This is a genomic window from Acidobacteriota bacterium (genome assembly GCA_026707545.1).
Taxonomy (GTDB): domain Bacteria; phylum Acidobacteriota; class Thermoanaerobaculia; order Multivoradales; family Multivoraceae; genus Multivorans.
Map to the genome: position 1 here is coordinate 394146 of JAPOWR010000002.1, position 20458 is coordinate 414603.

At 68.2% G+C, this 20458-nt stretch carries 16 protein-coding genes and 1 pseudogene; 4 read left to right on the plus strand and 13 right to left on the minus strand.

The window, feature by feature from the left end:
- Positions 1-17 precede the first annotated feature (17 nt).
- Genes OXG83_13955 through OXG83_13980 form a run of 6 tightly spaced genes read right to left on the minus strand, consistent with a single transcriptional unit; the run spans position 18 to position 8280 of the window.
- Positions 18-3227, minus strand: a complete 3210-nt coding sequence (locus OXG83_13955) for an efflux RND transporter permease subunit (GenBank protein ID MCY3966135.1) — start codon at positions 3225-3227, stop codon at positions 18-20.
- A 7-nt stretch (positions 3228-3234) separates the two neighbouring features.
- On the minus strand, positions 3235-3852 hold the full coding sequence (locus tag OXG83_13960) for a glutathione S-transferase family protein (GenBank protein MCY3966136.1): 618 nt from the start codon (positions 3850-3852) through the stop codon (positions 3235-3237).
- Positions 3849-4475 (minus strand): hypothetical protein, encoded by a 627-nt coding sequence (locus OXG83_13965; GenBank protein MCY3966137.1) that lies wholly within the window; start codon positions 4473-4475, stop codon positions 3849-3851. Before OXG83_13965 ends, OXG83_13960 begins: the two co-directional genes overlap by 4 nt.
- Positions 4472-5146, minus strand: coding sequence for a HupE/UreJ family protein (locus OXG83_13970; protein MCY3966138.1), 675 nt, complete (start codon positions 5144-5146; stop codon positions 4472-4474). The genes OXG83_13965 and OXG83_13970 overlap by 4 nt, the downstream gene beginning before the upstream one ends.
- A 39-nt stretch (positions 5147-5185) precedes the next feature.
- Positions 5186-5917, minus strand: coding sequence for a hypothetical protein (locus tag OXG83_13975; protein ID MCY3966139.1), 732 nt, complete (start codon positions 5915-5917; stop codon positions 5186-5188).
- A 53-nt stretch (positions 5918-5970) separates the two neighbouring features.
- A complete protein-coding gene (locus OXG83_13980) occupies positions 5971-8280 on the minus strand; it encodes a TonB-dependent receptor (GenBank protein ID MCY3966140.1) in 2310 nt (769 codons plus the stop codon).
- Positions 8281-8320: 40 nt separating this feature from the next.
- Here OXG83_13980 and OXG83_13985 point away from each other — a divergent pair, with 40 nt between their 5' ends.
- Positions 8321-8800: a RidA family protein gene (locus OXG83_13985; GenBank protein ID MCY3966141.1), complete on the plus strand. Its 480-nt coding sequence runs from the start codon at positions 8321-8323 to the stop codon at positions 8798-8800.
- Here OXG83_13985 and OXG83_13990 read toward each other — a convergent pair.
- The 6 genes from OXG83_13990 to OXG83_14015 form a co-directional block, all read right to left on the minus strand.
- Entirely contained in the window at positions 8797-9654 is an 858-nt protein-coding gene (locus OXG83_13990) for a lysophospholipid acyltransferase family protein (GenBank protein MCY3966142.1), read from the minus strand. The two genes, OXG83_13985 and OXG83_13990, sit on opposite strands and share 4 nt — an antisense overlap.
- A gap of 19 nt (positions 9655-9673) precedes the next feature.
- Positions 9674-9928: an acyl carrier protein gene (locus OXG83_13995; protein MCY3966143.1), complete on the minus strand. Its 255-nt coding sequence runs from the start codon at positions 9926-9928 to the stop codon at positions 9674-9676.
- 47 nt (positions 9929-9975) lie between these two features.
- Entirely contained in the window at positions 9976-11115 is a 1140-nt protein-coding gene (locus tag OXG83_14000) for an efflux RND transporter periplasmic adaptor subunit (GenBank protein MCY3966144.1), read from the minus strand.
- A gap of 65 nt (positions 11116-11180) precedes the next feature.
- Entirely contained in the window at positions 11181-12713 is a 1533-nt protein-coding gene (locus OXG83_14005) for a family 16 glycosylhydrolase (GenBank protein MCY3966145.1), read from the minus strand.
- Between the two features lie 13 nt (positions 12714-12726).
- Positions 12727-13926, minus strand: a complete 1200-nt coding sequence (locus tag OXG83_14010) for an efflux RND transporter periplasmic adaptor subunit (GenBank protein MCY3966146.1) — start codon at positions 13924-13926, stop codon at positions 12727-12729.
- Between the two features lie 9 nt (positions 13927-13935).
- The gene (locus OXG83_14015; GenBank protein ID MCY3966147.1) at positions 13936-15462 is read right to left on the minus strand and encodes an efflux transporter outer membrane subunit; all 1527 of its coding nucleotides are present in this window, start codon (positions 15460-15462) and stop codon (positions 13936-13938) included.
- 79 nt (positions 15463-15541) lie between these two features.
- Here OXG83_14015 and OXG83_14020 point away from each other — a divergent pair, with 79 nt between their 5' ends.
- Positions 15542-16456, plus strand: coding sequence for a squalene/phytoene synthase family protein (locus OXG83_14020; protein MCY3966148.1), 915 nt, complete (start codon positions 15542-15544; stop codon positions 16454-16456).
- A 6-nt stretch (positions 16457-16462) separates the two neighbouring features.
- On the opposite strand, the gene OXG83_14025 is transcribed toward OXG83_14020, so the two are convergent.
- Positions 16463-17641 (minus strand): oxygenase MpaB family protein, encoded by a 1179-nt coding sequence (locus OXG83_14025; protein MCY3966149.1) that lies wholly within the window; start codon positions 17639-17641, stop codon positions 16463-16465.
- Positions 17642-17698: 57 nt separating this feature from the next.
- Between OXG83_14025 and kynU the strand changes: the two are divergent.
- Positions 17699-18936, plus strand: a pseudogene (gene kynU, locus OXG83_14030) (kynureninase).
- A gap of 103 nt (positions 18937-19039) precedes the next feature.
- Complete coding sequence (locus OXG83_14035; GenBank protein MCY3966150.1) at positions 19040-20452, plus strand: hypothetical protein; 1413 nt, start codon at positions 19040-19042, stop codon at positions 20450-20452.
- The last annotated feature ends 6 nt before the right edge of the window (positions 20453-20458 follow it).

Consider the following 20458-nt stretch of genomic DNA (forward strand, 5'->3'; position numbering starts at 1 on the left):
GCGCTTCGTCGGCGCGATCAGGCCACGCCCGCCTGACGCTCCGCCCTGCCGGCTCCCGTCGCGATGCGTAGCCGGGCCTGAACCCTCACGTGCAGCATCGCCAGGGCCGGAACGACCAGCATGAGCAGAGGCGTCGCGATCAGGATGCCGAAGCCGAGCGCCGCCGCCAGCGGAACCAGGTGCACGGTCGCGGGATCCCTCTCGAAGACGAGCGGAGCGACGCCGACGAACGTGGTGACCGAGGTCAGGAGGATCGACCGGACGCGGGCCTTGGCGCCGGCGATGATCGCCTCCTGCGCCCCCAGGCCGGCGCCTCTCCTCTCGTTGATGAAGGTGACCATCACCAGCGAGTCGTTCACGACGACTCCGGTACAGCCGACCAGGCCCTGCACCGACATGAAGCCGAAACTGAGGCCCAGCAGCAAATGGCCCGCCACGGCGCCGACCAGGCCCAGGGGAATGGCGGCCATGATGATGAGCGGCTGAGACCAGGATCCAAACGGGATGGCGATCAGGGCGAAGATGATGATGAAGACGAACAGCATCGCGCCCGACAGGGCGCCGATGATCTCTCTCTGCTGCCTCTGCTCGCCGCCGACTCCGTAGCCGAAACCCGGGTGCTCGGCCGCGAGCGGGGCCAGAATGTCTCGCTCCAGAGCGGGCGTGATCAACTGGCCGGTCACGACATCCGGGTCCACGTTCGCCGTGACCGTCACGACGCGGCGACCGTCGACCTTGTGAATCGCGGTTGACGATCGTACGAACTCCGCGGAAGCGACGTGCTTCAACGGCACTTCCGATCCGCCGGGCGTACGCACGACGAACCGTTCGAGGTCAGCGATCGAACTGCGCTCCTGCTCCGGCAGTCGGAGATACACCCGCATGTCCTCGCGACCGCGCAGCACCCTGAGGGCCTCAGAGCCGAAGAAGGCGGAACGGGTTTGACGCGCCAGGTCCTCCAGCGTCAATCCCAACGTGCGGGCCGGCGGCTTGAGTTCCAGTTGAATCTCCCTGAATCCGTCGTCCTGATTCGTACGGATGTCGAACACGCCGTCGACCTGCTGTAGCTCCTCCACGAACGCCTGAGCGATGGTCTCCAGCTCGACGGGGTCGGGATGCGAGAGCTCCAGGTAGACGGGCGGCGGGAGTTCGAGCGCCCCCGACGAGAAGACGAGGTGTCTCAGCCCCTGCACCGTGCCGGTCTCCTCCCGCCACAGGCGCTCGAACTCGCTGGCTGGAACCGCGGCGTCCTCCGGAAGCGCGAACTGGACCGCGCCGACGTGGCTGCGGGGAACCGACGCCCGGTCGCCACGCAGCGGATTGAAGAGCTCCGCGGGCTCGCCGACGGTGATGGCGCTGTTCCAATCGTCCGCAGCGGCGCTGCCTGGATGCTCGCTCGCCAGCCGCTCCGCCACCCGGCGCCCCGTTTGCTCCACCAGCTCCCCGACCGCCGCGGTACGGTCCGCCGGCGATCCGGTGGGCAGCTCGAAGTTCGCCGCGATGACGTCGCCCTCCACCTGCGGCAGGAACTCCACTCTGACCAACCCCGAACCGATCAGGACGGTCACGAGCAGGACCGCGCCCGCGGCTGTCGCCAGCACGATCGGCGGATGGTTCGTGGCGAGACGAAGGCCCCGGTCCAGCGGGCCGTCGATCAGCCACTGCAGACCCCGGTCCACGGCGCGCTGAATCCGCAACAACCGGCGGCCGGCCCACGTCGACGCGGTTCGTCCGGGCGGCGGCAGATGCGAAAGATGACGGGGAAGAATCAGCAGCGACTCCACCAGCGAAATCATCAGGATGATGATGACCACGAGCGGCACGCTTCTCATGATCTTGCCGGTGGAGCCCGGGACGGTCAGCAGGGCGCAGAAGGCCGTCACGGTAGTCAGCACGGAGAAGATGACCGGAGCGCTCATCCGCTGCGCGCCCCGAATCGCCGTCGTCAGCCCGTCGCGGTCCCGTCTTCGTCCCGCGAAGATGTTCTCGCCCACCACGATCGCGTCGTCCACGACGATCCCGAGCGCGAGCACCAGGGCCATCATCGAGAACATGTTGATGGAGACGCCCAGCATTTGCATGCCCCACAGCGTTCCCACCAGCGCGACGGCCAGCCCCGCGGCCACCCATAGCGCGAGGCGGATCTCCAGGAAGAACGTCAGGGCGAGAAAGACGAGAAGGAGCCCCAGGACGCCGTTCTCGATCAGGACCGACAGGCTGCCGGCGACCAGCGTCGAGTCGTCCCGCCATATCTCGACGCCGACGCCGGCCGGAAGAGCGGGGATCACTTCCGTCACCAGATAGGCCTTGACGGCTTCCGAGATCTCGAACACCTGTTCGTCCGCGGTGCGGGTGACGTCGACGCGAATGGCCCGGTTGCCGTTGAAGCGGGTGATCAGGTCGGTGTCCGCGAAACCGTCGCGCAGGTCGGCGATGTCGCCCAGGCGAAGCGACGTGCCGTCCGGACGGGACAGGACGATGATGTCCTCGAAGTCGTACTGCTCGTAGTTCTGGCCGATCGTCCGGACCCGAATCTCCTCCCCGCCCGTCGAGAGGCTGCCCGCTGATAGGTCCATCGAGCCCCGCCGCACGGCAACGGCGATGTCACTCAGGGTCAGCCCCAGGGCCCGGAGCCGGTGCGATGGGACCTCGATCGAAATCTCGTACTCGCGGAAGCCGCTGGTGTCCACGTAGGACACCGCGGGAAGCGCCGCGATGCCATCCTCGATGTCGTAGGCCAGTTCCTTGAGCGTCCGTTCCGGCACGTCGCCGTGAACCAGGAGGCGAATGACGCTTTGCCGGCTCGTCACCTCGCGCACTTCAGGGCGTTCCGCTCCCGCGGGAAAGCTGGGAATGCGGTCCACCCGCGCCTTGGCCTCGTTCAGAGCGCGGTCGATGTCGGTGCCGCTCTTGAATTCGGCGGTGACCGTTCCGAGCCCCTCGGAGGCGGAGGCTTCGATCCGCTTGACGCCGTCCAGGGACCCGAGCTCCTCCTCGATCTTGCGGACGATTGCCTCGTCGACCTCCTGCGGGGCGGCGCCCGGGTACGGAACCATGACCTGAACGCGATCCAGCGACGCGTCCGGGAGCATCTCCTGGACGAGTTGGCCCGCCGCCAGCAGCCCGGCGAACAGCAGGAAGACCATGAGGAGGTTGGCGGCAATCGGGTTGCTCGCCATGAAGGCGATCGGACCGCCACGGACTGTCGGGTCGCCGGCCTCGCTCATCGGTCGCTCAGCCGGGAACCTCCGCCGCCTGCGCCTTCTGGAACGCCGGCCTGGCCATGCAGCGGTCGCCGTAGGCCTCGAGCACCGGCGACTCGGGGAGCATCCCGAACATGCGCAGGAAGACGGCGCTGCTGCCGAGCATCACGTCCGCGGCGCTGAACTCCTCGCCCAGGATCCAGGGGCCATCGCCAAGGCCCTCCTCCCAAACCTCGATCGTCTTCGCGAAACTGCCCCAGCCCAGCCGGCCGGGATTGAACGCTTCCGCCTGGTGTTCCTCGGGCACGACGGTCCGGAGGCCCGACTCGAACATCGCCGGCTCGATCATCGCCGGCGAGTAGATCAGCCAGTGCACGAAGCGGGCGCGTAGCGGATCGTCCAGCGCCGGCGCCAGACGTCCGGACGCGTAGCGGTCAGCGACGTAGAGGCAGATCGCCGCCGAGTCCCACATCTTCACGTCGCCGTCCTCGAGCGCCGGCACCTTGCCCATCGGACTCGCGGCCAGGTGTTCCTGAGTCCGCTCCGGCTTCGTGACGTCGACATACACAAGCTCGTAGTCGACGCCCGCCTCCTCAAGCATCCAGACGGCGCGGCTGGACCGCGTCTGCGGGCACCAGTAGAGCTTCATTCGTAGGCCTCCGAGTCCAGGTGTTCGGTACCTGCCGGCGCCCGGCCGATCTCCCTCATGTTCGTGAAGAAGCCGCGCACGTCGAGTTCGATGGTGACCGGCGAGTCGCTCTCGTTGAGCCAGAACCAGCCGTGGTTGCCGGAGTAGCCCGCGGTCAGGCCGCCCCGGCCGCCCGTGACGTCGAATTCCTCGGCGTAGCGGACCGGCTCGTCGTCGAGGTCGTTGAAGGGGTCGGCATGGAAATCCGAGTAGAGCGTTCCGCCGTCCGTCCGCCAGGAGTAGACGATCGTCATCCCCTCGATCATCTGCAGCTTGTACTCCATCTGTTCGTTGGCGCCGATCTCGATCGTGACCGTCTCGGCCCGGAGTTCACGATTGCCGGTCATCTGGGCCAGGAGCCCTTCCTCGGCCTCCGCCATCGGCTCGGTGCCGGCCGCCTCGTAGAGCCGATCGAGGCCCAGGAGGCCGCCGATGCGGGTCGGATCGATGCCGTACTCGGCCGGCAGAATGACGACGACGAAGACGAACGCGGCGGCGGCGAGCGTGATCGCCACGGTCTTGAGCAGCTTGCGAAGCGGTGGCGTTCCGAGATCGCCGCCCGGAGCGGGAGTGGTTTCCGTCATGACAAGAAGTACCCCGTCAACTGGTAGGCGACCAGCAGGAAGCCGACCGTCATCAGCACCGCGTTCGCGGCGTAGCCGTGAGACTGGAAGCGGCCGCTGACTCGCCAGAGGTTGAAGCTCAGCAGGATGATGGCGAGGGCGGCGAACTGCCCGAGTTCGACGCCCACGTTGAAGGAGACGATGTTGCCGACCAGACCGCTGCCAGAGATCTCCACCGGCTGCAGCTTCGTCGCCAGGCCGAAGCCGTGGAACAGGCCGAACACGAGCACGGCCGCGCGCGTATCGATCTTGACCCCCAGTGCCCGGAACCCTCCCAGGTTCTCGAACGCCTTGTACGCCACCGACAGGCCGACGATCGCGTCGATGAGAAACGGATTCGCGTGGATGCCGCCGAGCACGCCGACCAGCAGGGTGACGCTGTGACCGACCGCGAACAGGGTCACGTAGAGCGCGACGTCGCGGAAGCGGTAGAGGAAGAAGATGACCCCCGCCAGGAACGCCAGGTGGTCGTACCCGGTGACCATGTGCTTGGCGCCGAGGTACATGTAGGGCCCGACCGCCAGACCCTCGTTATTGGTCAGGAAGAGCTCGTCCTGGTCGGCGACACCGTGCGCCCACAGGCCAGACGAGAGGAACAGCGCGGCCAGCGCTAACAGCGCCGCCCTGGTCATGGTCCGACGACGGCTCATGCGACTAACCGAACGAAACGGTTACTGCCGCGCCGCTTGACAGGCGACGAATTCCTCGCCGAGGTCCGGCAGCTCCTCTTCCACGAGCGGCAGGGACGCGATGTCCGGCCCGCTCGCGTACCGCGCGTCGCCGAGCTGCGGACCGAAGTTCGTGAAGGTCTCCATCATCGCGTTCATGGCGCCCCGGTTGGCGAGCATCCGTCCAAGACCGCCGGGGACTTGCGGGTCGCTGACCGTGTCCTGGACGACCTTGACTGTCCCCTCTTCGTCGCCCGGGGTCAGGATCCACCTCAAGTACATGCAGAGCACGCGCCTGCCCTCGAACTCGGGCGTCAGATCATCCGCGCCGGCTACGTCGTTGATCACGCGGCCGTCGCTCGTGCGCAACCAGCGCGAGCGGACGATCGTCACGCGCCTCGAGAGTCCGGAGCCGGAGATGCGGTTCCGCAGGGACTGAAACGGCTGCTCCAGAGACGTCGCACGTTCCTCTTCGCAGATCCCCTGCCACTCGGGACATGCGTCGGCATCCTCGAGCATCGCGATCGCCGACGAAATCGACCCCTGCACGACCACTTCGGCCCGCAGCAGGCGGAACTCGGTCCCGTCGATGTCGCAGGATTCGATCGTTACCGGGCCTTCGGCTCTCTCAGGCTTGCAGTCTTCCGCCGTACCGGGTTGCGCGGCGAATGCCCCGAGAGCGAAAGCAAGGGCCAGCACCCTGCCCGTCACTGAACGACCGTCCTTCTCGCGCACCGGCGGCAGACTATCAGCAGCGTGCGGGCGCCATTCGGCTCTGGTCTCCGCCTTCAGAGTCGAAACCGCAGCGACGCGCGGAACGCCCGCGGCTCGGCCGGGCTCAGGAAGCGCGGATCCTCGTAGTCGTCGCCAAGCACCTCGTCCGGTTCACCCAGTGCGCCGAAGGTCTCGTACTCGCGGTCCGTCACGTTGGACACCTCGAGATCGAGGTCGAGCGAGGGGGTGAGTTCGATGCGGCTCCAGAGGTCGCCCCGCCACGCCGAGCCGACCGGCTCCAGCAGGTTCGCCTCGTCGCCTCGCAGGTAGCGGGTGGAGTCGCCGAGCAGCCGCGCCCCCAGCACCACGCGGCCGCCCAAGGTCAGGTCGGCGCCGGCCCGGAACTGACGGCGCGGCACGCCGGGCAGGAAGTCGCCCGGCTCGACCTCGATCTCCCCGTCCTCGGCCAACGGATGCGGCGGACTCGACAGGGTCAGGCGATCCTGGAACGTCGCGTCGAGCAGGGTGTAGGAGGCATCCCAGTTCAGCCGGTCGTGGCTGCCGCGCAGCCACAGTTCGAGCCCCTGCCGGCGGGTCGCGTCGACGTTCGTGAAGTAGCCGGCGCTGGTGCCGGCGCCGCTGGAGACGAAGATGATGTCGTCCCGACTCTCGCTGTGGAACAGGGCGGCGCTCCACCGCAGCGAAGGGCCACCTCCGCGCAGGCCGAACTCGGCGCTGGTCGTCACCACCTGGTCAAGCGGCGGGTCGGCGACGAAGGCGTTCGGCAGACGGCACGGGTCGTCCGGATCGGCGCAGGTCAACTCGACCGGCGTCGGCACGCGGGACGACTGCGAGACGTTCCCGAACAGGAGCATCGACGAACTTCCGTTTCCTCGCAACTCCCGGACGAAGCCGGCCGAAGGCACGAGGCGAGAGAAGCTGTGATCGCCGTCGAGCGCCGTGCCCAACCGGTCATTGAGCTCGATCCGGCTGTCGTTGTAGCGGGCCTGGAGGGTCCAGGTCAGCCGGTCGCCGGCAGTCGTCCAGTGCCGCAGCGCCCACAGGCCGGCGTGCCCGGTGTCGGCTCTCAGTCCGACTTCGGAACCGGGAAGCAGCATGCCGCTGCCGATCGTCGTCCTGGTGCCGGTGAGCGAGGCGAGTTCCGTCTCGAAGGCGAAGTCGGCGCGCCCGCCGTCCCACGAGGCGCCGGCGAGCCAACGGCCCGAACCAGTCAGACCGGAGATCTGGATCGAAGCGCCCAGTCCTTCCTGCTCGGTGCGGCTCTGGTTGTTGACGGCGTCGAACTCGTCGTCGTGGTCGTCATCGCCTTCGTGGTCGTCGTGATCGTGGTCGTCGTCGTGGCCGTGGTCATCGTCATCGTCGTCGTCACCCTCGAACGCGTCCGCGTTGTAGGTGTCGACGTCGTTGCCACGAAGGTAGACCTGCGCTTCGAGTTCGAGCTCCGGTCCGATCATCCGGCCGAGCCGCAGCCGCGGGAAGAACAACTCGTTCCAGGTCTGATCCGGATGCGTAAAGACCTCGGCGCGGTCGATCTCCAGCAGTTCCACCGGCGTCACGCCGTTTCCGATCAGGTCGTTGTCCGCGACGCCAACCGCGAAGTCGATCCGCTCGCGCTCGCCACGATGCGAGAGCTTCACCAGCGCCTGCCGCAGCGAGCTGGGCGAGAAGTCGCGCCAACCGTCCTCCTCAAAGGAGCGACCGCCGACGAACCAACCGTACTCGTCATCGGGGCCGAATGCGCCGCCGGCACCGAACTCGCCCGCCCGGCGGCCGAAGGAACCGGCCTCGAGCGTCAGGTCGAGTCGCTCCGAATCGAAGCCGCTGTGCGTGTTCAGGGCGAGCGCACCGCCGAGGGTGTTCAGGCCGAACATCGGGTTCGCGCCAGGCAGGAGTTCCACCTGTTCCGCCGCGAACGTCGGCACCAGATCCCAGGCGACGACATCGCCGAAGACCTCGTTGACGCGCACCCCGTCCTCGTAGACCGAGAGGCCCTGGTTCGCGCCCAGGAGCGGCGACGCCCCGAAGCCCCGGTAGAGCACGTCGGACTGCAGCGCGCTCCCCTGCGCCGGCGCCAGGCTCACGCCGGGCAGTTCCGCCTCGAGCAGGACGCCGACGCCCGAAACCGCCGACAGGTCGAGGGCTTTCGGCGCCACCCGGTGGACGGTCCAGGGGACACGGTCGGGCGATTCGCCCGCGTGGTCGAGCGGAGCGAGGCCGATGACGTCGATCTGCTCGTCGAACTCACCTTGCGTGGCTGCCTGGTCGTCCTCGCCGGAAGCAGCTTCCTGCTCAGACGCCGGAGCAGCACCCAGCGGCCCGACCAGGGCCGGCAGCAGGAGGCAGGGCAGCAAGGGTCGCGCCACGCGCCTACTCTAATTGGAACTCGCACCTACAATCTCCGGCATGCACATCTCAAGCGCCTCGCGTCCCGCCCGTCTCACGTTCACCGTCGCCGCCGTGCTGGGTCTGCTCTGCTCGCCCCTGTCCGCCCAGCCGCCTCGCATCAACACCGACGAGCTGCCCCGGCTCGAAGCGTTCTCGCACGCGACCCGGGTCGGCGAGCTGATCTTCGTCGCCGGGACGCTCGGCACGGTCGGCCAGAGCTTCGACCTGGCGCCCGGCGGCATCGGCCCGCAGACGACGCAGACGCTCCGGAACATCGAGACGATCCTCGAAGAGGCCGGGTCGGACCTCGCCCACCTCGCGAAGTGCACCGTCTACCTGACCGACATGGCCAACTTCGAGCAGATGAACGCTGCCTGGGTCGCCGTGTTGGGGGACAGCCCTCCGGCCCGGGCGACGATCGAGTCGCCGACCCTGGCGTTGGGCGCCGCGGTGGAGATCGAGTGCATCGCCCAGCGCCGACGTCCAGAGGGGAGCTAGCGCCAGCGGCGGTGGCCCCAGAGGTACTGGTCCGGATCGCGGCGGATCGCTGCCTCGAGATGCGCGTTTAGCGTCCGGAGGATCGCTTCCACGTCGGCGTTCCGGTCGCCGCTCCGCGGCTGCTCGATCAGGGGCGACAAACTCAGCTCGAAGGTCATCGGCGCCGTCCGGCGGCAGATGGCGAAGGTGAGCGGGGCTCGGGCGACCAGGTGGAGCATCGCGGCGGTCGTGTGGGTCTTCGCCGGATGATCGAAGAACGGCACATCCGCACCCCGGTGCGCGTGCTGGTCGACCAGCAGAGCCAGGATCTCGCCGTCGCCCAGCAGCTTGAGGAAACGCCCCGAGTCGGGATCGTACTTCGGAATCATCCGGAAGCCGCGCCGCGGCCGGCGGCTCCGGGCCAGTCGCTCGACGCGCGGGTTGTTCATGGGGCGCGAGATGCCGGCGACCGGCTTGTAGCGCGACAACCACTGGCCGGCGAGTTCCCAGTTACCGAAGTGCCCCGACACGACGATTAGCCCCTGCGCCGGATCCTCGAGCACGGCTTGAACCTCGGCCGGTATCCGTGCCCGCAAGCGTTCCGGATCGTCCAGCACGCGGGATGACTTCATCGATTCGACCAGCACCATCCCCATGTGGCGTGCGGCCGCGCGTCCTATCGCACGCGCGTCGGCCTCGTCCTCGGCAACCCCGGCGCGCAGGACGTTGGAGATCGCAACGCGACGCCGCGGCCGATCGGCGGTCCACCACAAGGAGCCCAGCCATCCCGCCCAGCGCGAAGCCGCGGCCGGCGGCAGCAGATCGACGCTCAGGAGCGCCAGCCGGGCCGCCCAGTATTCGAGAAAGTGGAGCACCGGGGCTTTGGCCCGAGACTCAGGCTCCGTTCTGCTGCAGCAGCCCTACGATCTCGCCGACCGTCCGGGTCTTCACGACCTGCTTGGGCTCCAGGGCGACACCGAACTCCTCCTCCACGTCGTACAGCACGTCGAGGATGGTCAGCGAGTCGAAGCCGAGCGACTCGATCGTCGTCTCAGGAGCGACGGCGTCCCAGTCCCGCTCCTCCACCGCGCTGTCGCGCAGTACGTCCCGCAACCGCTCGAGGATTTCGGAGGCGCCGCTAGCATCCATGGGCGGAGGTTATCGCCGATCCGGAAGCGGGACTCGCCAGCCAGGTCTCACGAGCCTCCAGCCGCCGTCTGCACCGCCATGCCCTCGGTGGCGAGCCGGACGCCGCCGGTGATGACCGGTTGCTCCACTTCGAGCGTTCCGGTGACGTACACGACGTTGTCGGCACGCTGCAGGACCTGCACCGGCACGATGGTCACCTTGCCGTCCCGTACCGCCCAGACCTCGTCACCGGTTCTGAGCGCCGAGTCCGGCACCTTGAAGTACTGCTTCGGGGCGAGGCCCTGAAGCTCCACGTCCACGAACTTGCCGACCAGCAGAGGCGGAGCCGTGCCTGAGCCGAGTCCGGCGTCGACCGGCGACCCGCTCGAGAAGGGCTCCGGAACACGGACGATCACGTCGATCGTCCGTGTCTGTTCGTCCAGGGTGACGGCGCCCCGATCCAGGTAGCCGTCCCAGGCGTAGTTCCCGTCGCCGTACTCGGCGATGACCCGCGCCGTGATCCGGGTGTCCGCCTCGCCGGCCCGGAGATCCCAGAGGCCGGGTAGCAGGGCTGCGGCGTCGTCGGAGAGCGGGACCACGACCTCGACCGAGCCGGACGCGTAGAGCCGCCCCACGCTCTGGCCGGCGGCCACGTACTGTCCGACATCCACCGACTCGGAGCGCACGATGCCGTCGAACGGAGCGCGGATCTCGGTCCTTGCCAGGTTCAGCGCCGCTTCCCTGAGGACGGCGCCGTCCCGCTCCAGCGCCCTCCGGGCAGCCTGAAGTTGAGGCTCCCACAGGGCCAGGGGACTCGGAGCGTCGGAGTTCGCTTCGCTGCCCTGGCGCTCCCTGAACCGCTCGTACTGGGAGCGCGCCACGGTCGCCTCCTCCTCCACCTTCAACACCTCGACCCGCTGCAACGCGACGTTGGCTCGCGCCTGCTGCACCCTGTTGCGATAGTCCGTGTCCTCGATGCGGAACAGCGGTTGTCCCTCGCGGACGCGTCCGCTGCTTTGGAAGGCCGGGTCGACCCACACGACCTTGCCGCTGACCTCCGCGGTGACGTCGATCTCCGCCCGCGGTTGAACCGTACCGGCGGCGTGGACCGGGATGGCGCCTTCGCCGGCCGCCACCGGAGCCGTCAGCGCGAAGGGGACCAGGGAAGGAGGTGGCCTGGAGGCCGGCTCGGGCCTCAGCACGACCATGGAGGCGGCGACGGCGAGGGCTCCGATCAGGATCACGCCTCCGATGGCCCAGCCGGTTCGTTGACTCATCTGCGGGGATCCTGCCTTACTCCGCAGCCGCCTTGCACGGCGTGACCGCAGATGAGACGGATGTTATCCACTTGGAGGCGCGCGAAGCTCGTCGGTTCGAGCGCGAACAGGCTCCGGACCCGGCCGAGGTCGACGGGGCGTCCGCCGGGCCGGGCGGGGCTCTGGACGATGTCGGCGATCTGGACAGTGACGGTCGTCCACTCGTCCTTGGTGAGCGCTGCGAACGGCAGGTCGACGGTACCGGCGTCGAGGGAACCGCTGTCGAGCTGGACCTTCAGGCTGCCCGCCGCATCGGTGCCGTCGGCGAACACGTACAGGTCGAACTGCAGCTCGCCCGCGAAGTCCCCGGACTCGGAGGCGCCGCCCATGCCGAAGAGCGTCAGCCGTTCGTCGTCGGCCGGGCGGACCGAAAAGCTGCCGCCGCCGGATGTGGCGAGGTCGATCACGTTCCCGCGGTCGGCGCGTGCGACTTCCGCGATGGCAAGCGCTCCGTCCGCGTCATGGACGGCGAGGTCGAGCGGCACGGCGTCCTCCTCGCCCTGAAAGCGGAGCGGTCCCGCGGCGTCCGCGTAAAGGTCGTAGACCGCCTTGTAGACGTCAGCCGGCGCCGGCGGCGTGACCGCGGCGGACGTTGGGTCCAGGAGATCGGCGCATCCGACGCCGGTCGAGACGTTCACGCTGCATTGGTACACGCGCACGTAGTCGACCTTGAGTTCGCCCGGCAGCGCGCCGGCCACTGGCTCGCCGGGTAGATTGCCGCCGACGGCAAGGTTCAGCAACAGGTGGAACGGGCGGTCGAACGGTGCCGAAACGCCGCCGGAGACGCGGGCGTTCGTCCCGGTGTCCCTGTAGTAGTTCCAGTATCTGTCTCGCCGGACCGTGTAGAAGTGCGCGCCGTCCACGAACCAGCGGATCTCCTGCTCGTCCCACTCGACGGCGTAGACGTGGAAGTCGTCCGCGGGATCGACGCCCGAGTACCTTGCGTAGTCGAAGGTGTTGAGCGGCCAGGCCATCCCGTATTGCAACGCGGCCTGGGCGAAGGGGCTCGGATCGCGGGAGAACACCTCCAGGATGTCGATCTCGCCGCCAGCGGCCCAGCCGCCGTAGGCGGAGTCGGTGGGCAGCATCCAGAAGGCGGACCAGAGGCCCTGACCGCCGGGGGCCTGGATGCGCGCCTCGAAGCGGCCATAGGTCTTGTCCAGCTTGCCGGCGGTGTTGATGCGGCCGGAGGTGTACGCATGACCATCTCCGGCGTCCTCCTCGCGGGCCGTGATGACCAGGACGCCGTCCGACACGGAGATGTTTGCGGCCTGGTAGCTCTGCAGCTCGTTGTTGCCCCAGCCGGGAATGCCTTCGGCGGTGCCGTCGCCCGTCTGGATGTTCCACTTGGCAGCATCCAGGGCCGCGCCGTCGAACTCGTCGGACCAGACGAGTTCCCAGCCCTCGCGATCCTCGCCGGACCGGGCGTCGCCGCAGCCGACGAGAGGCAGCGTGGCCAGTAGCACGTACTCGATCGCCAGGTACCGCACAGACTGCTCTGCGTCACTCCGGCTGCGCGCTTGCCGTTCGCACCTCCATGCCGTCCGTCCCAACCTGGATCCCGGCGACGACGACCTGCTCGCCGGCCTCCAGATCTCCGGTCACGTAGACGTTGTCGTCGAGTCTCTGGAGGATCTCGACCGGCACGATCCGCAGCTTGTCGTTCCGCACGGCCCAGACTTCGTTGCCGGGCCGGAGCGCCGGCCGCCTGATCCTGAAGTAGGCGTCCGGTGCGATCCCCTCGAGTTTCACGTCGACGAACTTGCCGACCAGCAGCGGTGGTCCGGCGTCGTCGGAGTCCGCGTCGCCGCTGCCGTAGGGCTCCGGAACCCGCACGATCACGTCGAGGGTACGGGTCTGCTCGTCCAGCGCGCCTTCGACCCGGTCCACGTATCCGTCCCAGTCGTAGCGCCGGCCGCCGTAGTCCGCGACTACCCGGGCCACCACCTCCCGATTCCCGTCGCCGGCCCGCAGATCCCACAGGCCGGGAATGAGCGCCGCTTCCCGGTCGGAGAGAGGGACGACGACTTCGACGGCGTCGGACGCATAGAGCCGCGCCACTCCCCGGCCCGCCGCGACGAATTGCCCCACGTCGACCGACTCGGTCCGCACGACGCCGGAGAAGGGCGCCTTGACCGCCGTTCGCCCGAGGTTCAGCGCGGTTTCGGCAAGGACGGCGGCGTCCCGGGCCAGCGCGGCTTCGGCGGCCTCGAGCTGAGGCTGCCAGAGCGCGAGCGGACTCGCTTCGGAAGCCTCTCCGCTTTCCGCCTGGCGTTCCTTGAACTGCTCGTACTGTTTGCGCGCGACCTGCGCTTCTTCCTCTACCTTGAGGACCTCGACCCTCTGAAGCTTGACGTTGGCTCGCGCCTTCTCCACTTCGCGCCGGTAGTCGACATCGTCGATGCGGAAGAGCACCTGCCCCTGGCGCACCCGCCCGCCGCTCTGGAACGCCGGGTCGACCCAGACCACCTTGCCGCTCACCTCGGCGGTGATGTCGATCTCCGCTCGGGGCCGCACCGTGCCGGCCCCGAACACGGGGATCGCGCCTTCGCCGGCCTGCGCCGGGGCGGTGGTCGCGAAGGGAACCTGGGAGGGTGGAGGTATGCGTTCCGGTTCGGGCCGCTGGGAGACCATGAACACGGCAAGACCCGTGGCCCCGACCAGGATCGCGCCGCCAACGAGAAAGCCGGTTAGTCGACTCATTTGCCGGTCCTACTCCGTTTGTGGCGCCGGCTGTGGCGACGCCTGGGCCGGCGGCGCTTCGCCTGCCGAAGCCTCGGGCGTCCAGGCGCCTCCCAGGGCGCGGTGAACGGTCAGCCGGGAGAGCGCGAGATCGCGCTCAGCGCCGGCCAGGGCGGACTCGACGTTCAGGCGGGTCAGCAGCGCGTCGAGGAAGTCGGCGTAGCCCCCGATGCCCGCCTCGTATCTCTGAGAGCGGAGTCTCTCCGTCGCCCGGGCTTCTTCCAGCCGGGAGGCAAGCAGGGCGTGACGCCGGCCCTCGTTCCCGTGCACGGCCAGCGCCGTTTCGACCTCGTTGACGGCGGTGACGACCGTGCGGCCGTAGGTCGCCGCTAGCTCGCCGAACCGGGCCTCGGCCAGCGCCACGTTGCTGCGCAGCCGGCCGCCCTGAAAGACCGGCGCGAGCAGGTTGGATGCCAGGTTGGTGAACCACTGGTCCACCTTGAACAGGCTGTCGACCTTGGAACTCTGGAGCCCGATCGAGCCCGAGAACGAGAGGGTCGGAAGAAGCTCGGCGCGCCGGGCGTCAACCTGGAAGCGGGCGGCTTCGAGCCGGTGTCTCGCCGCTCTGACGTCCGGCCGCTGCATGAGCAGGTCGGCCGGGATCCCCGGCGGAACGGGATCGGCCGCAGTCTCGGGCGCCAACGGTTCGGGCAGCAGTTCGGCCAGATCGTTCCGGTAGCCGCCGAGGAGGACGGCGAGCCGTCCCTCCGCGTTCGCCAGTCCGTTTTCGAGTTGGGGCTGGATGGCCTGGGTGTTCCGCAGGTCCTGGCGGATCCGATAGAGGACGGAGGAGTCGGCCAGACCGCGGTCGTAGCGGGTGGAGGCGACATCTTCGCGCTCCAGGAGGACATCGACCATCCGTCGGCTGATCGCGATTCGCCGGCGAAAGTCGACGACCTCGAAGTAGGCGCCGATCGTCTCCGCAAGGATCCCGATCCTCGCGGTCTGGTAGTCGGACTCCGAGGCGAGATACTCGGCGCCGGCGGCGAGCGCGGAGCTGCTGGCCCTTCCCCAGAAGTCCATCTCGTAGGAGAAGTCGGCGCTGAGGGACCAGGTCGTGATCGCGAGCCGCTCCGGCAGGGTGAAGCCAGGGGCGAGCCGTTCCAACCCGAGTTCCTGAATCTGGGCACCGAAGCCCGTGTTAGTGGGGTTCGTCAGGTCGTTGATCCCCGCGCCGGCCGCAACGACCGGCCGGATCGCGGCCCTGGCGATCCGGGCTCGTTCCCTGGCCTGCTCCACGCGGGCGACGGCTGCGGCCATGTCCAGATTCGAATCGAGAACGGAGTCGACGATGCGGTCGAGCGCCGGATCGGCAAAGGCCTTCCACCACTGGAGCGGCACATGGGCGCCGACGGTGACGGCTGCAGGGGTTTCCTCGAAGTCCGCCGGCATTTCCCGCGCCGGATCGGGCAGTTCCGGCGGCGGCGCCAGGGAGCAACCGAGGTACAGGAGTGCAGCGGAAACTAGCGAGAGCGGGGCAATCGCATTGGAGTTCATGAGGCGCTCGGGCGTGGCTCCGCTGGCAGGAACAGGCGGCACGATACCACGCAGCGCCGGTACACTCGTGCGCTCGCTGATGGCAGACCTCGAAGATCTTCTGGTCAAGACGAGCAGAACGTTCGCGCTTTCGATTCCCCAACTGGAGGGTGCGACGCGGGACCAGGTGACCCTGGGCTACCTGTTGCTCCGGATCGCCGACACGCTCGAGGACGCGGCGGTCTGGAGCCGGGAGCAACGGGTCGAGGCGCTGTTCCGGTTCGCGGACTTGCTGAACGACACGGACGAGACGGCAAGCGGCGAGACGGAAGAACTGGTCGCGTCCTGGCTCGCCGAACCGCCTTCGCCTCACGAAGGCTACCTTGAGCTGCTCGAGGCGACGGACGACGTGCTTTCGGCGTATCGCGCCCTCGATCCACCTGCCCGGTCGGTGGTCGGTCATCACGTGCGCCGCACCTGCGTGGGCATGGCGCACATCGTGAGGCGCGCCGACCGGGACGGCGAACTCCGCCTCAAGGGAATCCCCGAACTGCGGGACTACTGTTACGTCGTTGCCGGCATTGTCGGCGAGATGCTGACCGAGCTGTTCCTGCTTGGCGCGCCGCTGGAAGAAGTGGCGGAAGCGCTACGGCGCCGCGCGGCGGCGTTCGGCGAGGCACTGCAACTCGTGAACATCCTCAAGGACGCGGCGACGGACGAGGATGAGGGCAGGTCGTTCATTCGGGACGGCCGCGACCGGACGCTCGCCTTCGAGCTGGCCCGCGCGGACCTCGTAGTGGCCGGAGAGTACGTGGCCCACCTGCAGCAAGCCGGCGCGCCGCGCGGCTACCTGGGGTTCACCGCGCTTCCTGTTCGCCTCGCCTGGGCCACGCTGGCCCGCGTGGAGGAGCAGGGCCCGGGGTCGAAGCTGACCCGTCCCGAAGTGGCCGCGCTCGTCGGCGCACTGCACGCGGACCTGGACGCCGGCCGACCAGCGGCCGGCGCCGCCGAGTAGGCCGCGCTACCAGTCGCGCGAATCCTCGTCGTGGAGCGTGGTGGGCAGCGCGTAGGAGTGCTCGATCTCGCCGAGATCCGAGGCGTCCAGCAGCGCGTTGAACCGCTTGATCGACCGGTTCGCGAATAGCCGGGGGAACAGTTTCAGGGCTACCTTCTCCGCCCTGTTCCTCAGGAACAGCAGGGGTACCTGCTTGACGAACCTCGACTTGGGGAATCTGAAGGAGTCCGCGAGGTCGTTGCCGATCAGTTCCCGCGATACCTGGTAGATGAACGCCGCCATCTCGCGGCGTTCCTTCGTCTCCCTGAATCCGAGCAGGATGGGCGCGCTGTTGATGATGCTGTTCGCCATGATGATCGCGTCGTCATCCGGCGGCGGCTCGCACGTCGCCGCGATCTGGAAGATGCGGCACGCCGAAGGGTGGTCATGGAACATGATCGCCTCGGGTATCCCCATGACGAGTCCCGTGTATCTCCACACATGGACGTAGGCATCCTGCTCCTCCGGGCTGAAGTCACCTCCCAGGCGTGCGACATGGTGCATCAGACGGCCTGAGAAGGCGGCCGCGCCCAGCAGCATGTGCGCCGCGCTGAGCGGCATCCCGTGCTCGGGCGTATCCCATTCGTCCGACTGCTTGAGCAGCATCCTCGCCTGGGCGTGCACAAGGCGGATACGCAGGCTCAGCTTCCAGGCGTCGTCGCCGGGCTCCTGGCCGCCCGGCATGAACTGCTCCGTTAGCTGCAGGGTGTTCTGCTTGAGCCGGCGGACGCCGTTCAGGATGATCCGGCTGCGGATGCGGAAGGACTTGCTGATCAGGGTGGAAAAGCCCTCGACGATGGCACCGCCCACGAGTCCTCCAAGGACCATGTCCGAGTTACGGAGGAAGGCCCTGGTGGCCGTCATGGCGATCTCGGGGTCGAACCACTCGGGGACGACGGCCGAGGACTCGATGAGTTCCCGGAGAGCCTCGGGCGTGTCCGTCGGCGGATCGTGGTAGCGGTCGACCGTCTGGGCGATCGTGCGGTGAACGTGGTGTGGTTCCACGATCGCCGCCAGTTGTTCGACGGCCCGGTCGGCCAGCGGATCGCCGAGGGTCGTGTAGCGGATGTAGCGCTCCGCCAGCTCCGGATCCAGTTGCCGGGCCGCGTTGTAGCCGTCGACGTAACAGGCGGGGACGTTCAACATGGGACGTGGCCACGATCCCCTCAGTTTCGCGGCCTGACGGTTCCTATGCTTGCACCGATGGAGCGGAAGCGCGACCCGGTGGAGATGGACCGCCGCGATCCGCTGGCGCGTTTTCGCGATCGGTTCGATCTTCCGGAAGGCCTGATCTACCTTGGCGGACACTCGCTGGGACCCCCTCCACGGACGTTGCGGGCCCGCGCCGAGGGGCTGATCGGCCGGGAGTGGGGAACGGATCTGGTCGCGGCCTGGAACCGGAGCGACTGGCTGGAGTTACCGGAACGAGTGGGTGCGCGGATCGCCCCGTTGGTCGGAGCCGGCGCGGATGAGGTGATCGCCGCCGACTCCGTCTCGCTCAACCTGTTCAAGTTGCTCGGGGCGCTGATGCTGAAGGCGCGGGGCCGCAGCGTCGTGCTTGCCGACGAGGGCAACTTCCCGACCGATCTCTACATGGCGCAGGGCCTCGCGCGTCTTCTTGAGGGGTCCGGGGCGACGCTTCGCCTGACGGCATCCGAGGACTTCGAGTCGGGCCTCGGATCCGACGTGGCCGTGGCGACCGTTTCTCACGTGGACTTTCGCACCGGACGGAAGCGCGACCTGCGCGCGCTGACCGCCGCGGCGCGCGGGAGCGGTGTGCCGCTGGTGTGCGACCTCAGCCACAGCGCGGGCGCCGTCGCTCTGCGGCTCAACGAGGATGAGGTTGAGTACGCGGTCGGCTGCGGCTACAAGTACCTGAACGGCGGTCCGGGTGCTCCGGGGTTCCTCTACGTGGCGCGCGAGCGGCAGGGTGCCCTCGACTCGCCGCTCACCGGCTGGATGGGGCACGCCAGTCCGTTCGATTTCGACACGCACTACCGACCCGCGCCGGGAATGCGGCGTTTCCTCACGGAACTCCTCCCATCCTGTCGCTGGCAGCCCTCGAGGACGGCTTGCGGACCTTCGAGGACATCGAGATGGCCGAGTTGCGAGGCAAGAGCGAGGCGCTGGGCGACCTCTTCCTCCGGCTGGCCGCCGAATGTCTCGCGGAGTTCGGCGTCATCCCGGCGAGTCCCGTCGACGCCGACGAACGAGGCGCCCAGGTTTCCCTGCGCCATCCGGAGGCTGACGCGCTGGTCCAGGCGCTCTACGCCCGGGGCGTGGTCGGCGACTTCCGGGGCCCGGATCTGATGCGGTTCGGCTTGGCGCCGCTGTACGTGCGCTACATGGATGTGTGGAATGCAGTCGAAGCGCTCCGCCTCATCCTGGTGAACGGGGAGCACCGTGACGATCGCTTCCGGGGACGTAGGCGGGTGCCCTGATCGTCCCAGGAGTGTCTCGGGTTTCAGCGGGGTGCGTCCGCCGATCTATGGTACGGTGTTGCAACTAGTACCCAACCGAACCCGACCCGAGGAGATCCGATCCATGAAGCAGGCGCTCGCTTTGCTGATGATCCTCGCGCTCGCCGCTCCGCTCGCGGCGGCGAACAACAACAACGACGCTCCGACAGCCACGCCGACCTACTACGGCGACGTGCAGTCGATCCTGGAGCAGGAGTGCCAGGTCTGTCACCGCCCGAACGGCGCGAACCTGGGCGGCATGGTGGCGCCGATGGCGTTCACCAGCTACCAGGAGACACGGCCCTGGGCGCGTTCGATCGCCCGCCAGGTCGAATCCGGTCTGATGCCGCCGTGGCATGCCGCCCCGCAGCACCACGGGGTGTTCGAGAACGAGCGCTCGCTGACCGAGGAGCAGAGGGCCACCCTGATCGCCTGGGCCAAGGGCGGGGCGCCGATGGGCAACGCGGCCGATTCGCCGCCTGCCAAGGTTTGGGAACGCAGCGACGGCTGGACGATCGGCGAGCCCGACCTGGTCATGGACATGGGCCAGGACTTCTTCGTCGAGGATGACGTCCGCGACCAGTACGTCAACTTCGAGACCGTGATCACGGAGGAGATGCTGCCCGAGCCGCGCTGGATCAAGGCGGTCGAGTTCCGTCCGGGCGGCCCGGTGGTGCACCACATCATCGCGCGTCCATTCGGCGGCATCGCCCCAGGCAACGACCCGACGGTTCACCACGATGGCTTCGGCACGCTGGTCAAGCCGGGCACCACGATCCGCTGGAACATGCACTACCACAAGGAGCCGGGGCAGGGCACCGGCACCTGGGACCGTTCCTCGGTGGCGCTCCGCTTCTATCCCAAGGACTACAAGCCGGATCACGTGATGCAGAGCAAGTCGATGGGCAAGTTCGACTTCGAGATCCCGCCCGGCGACGCGAACTACGTTGCCACGACGACGACGAAGTTCGAGCGCGACGCGCTGCTGCTCGGCTACACGCCGCACATGCACCTGCGCGGCAAGTCGGCCCACTACCTGGCGAAGTACCCGGACGGCACCGAAGAGGTTCTGCTTGACGTGCCCCGGTACGACTTCAACTGGCAGACCCACTACAAGTACCCGGCCGGCGGCAAGAAGATCCCGGCGGGGACCGAGATCGAGCTGACGATGTCGTGGGACAACTCGGCGGACAACCCGTCGAATCCCGATCCGACCGCGACCGTCGTCTACGGCGGCCCGACCACGGCCGAGATGATGTTCGGCTTCGTCTCCTACGCCGACGCCGAGCCCGGCTACAACCCCTCCAACACCGGCTTCCTGAGTCAGCAGCGGTTCAACCGCGAGCAGTTCAGGAAGACCATCAAGGAGCGTTTCGGAGTCGACTGGGACTCGCTCAGCGAAGAGGAGCAGGGCGAGATCTTCCGCCGGTACCGCAGGCAGCAGCGTCAGGGAGCGGATAGCGACGCCGGCGAAGGCACGGTCAGCGGCGGCGAGTAGCTCGCG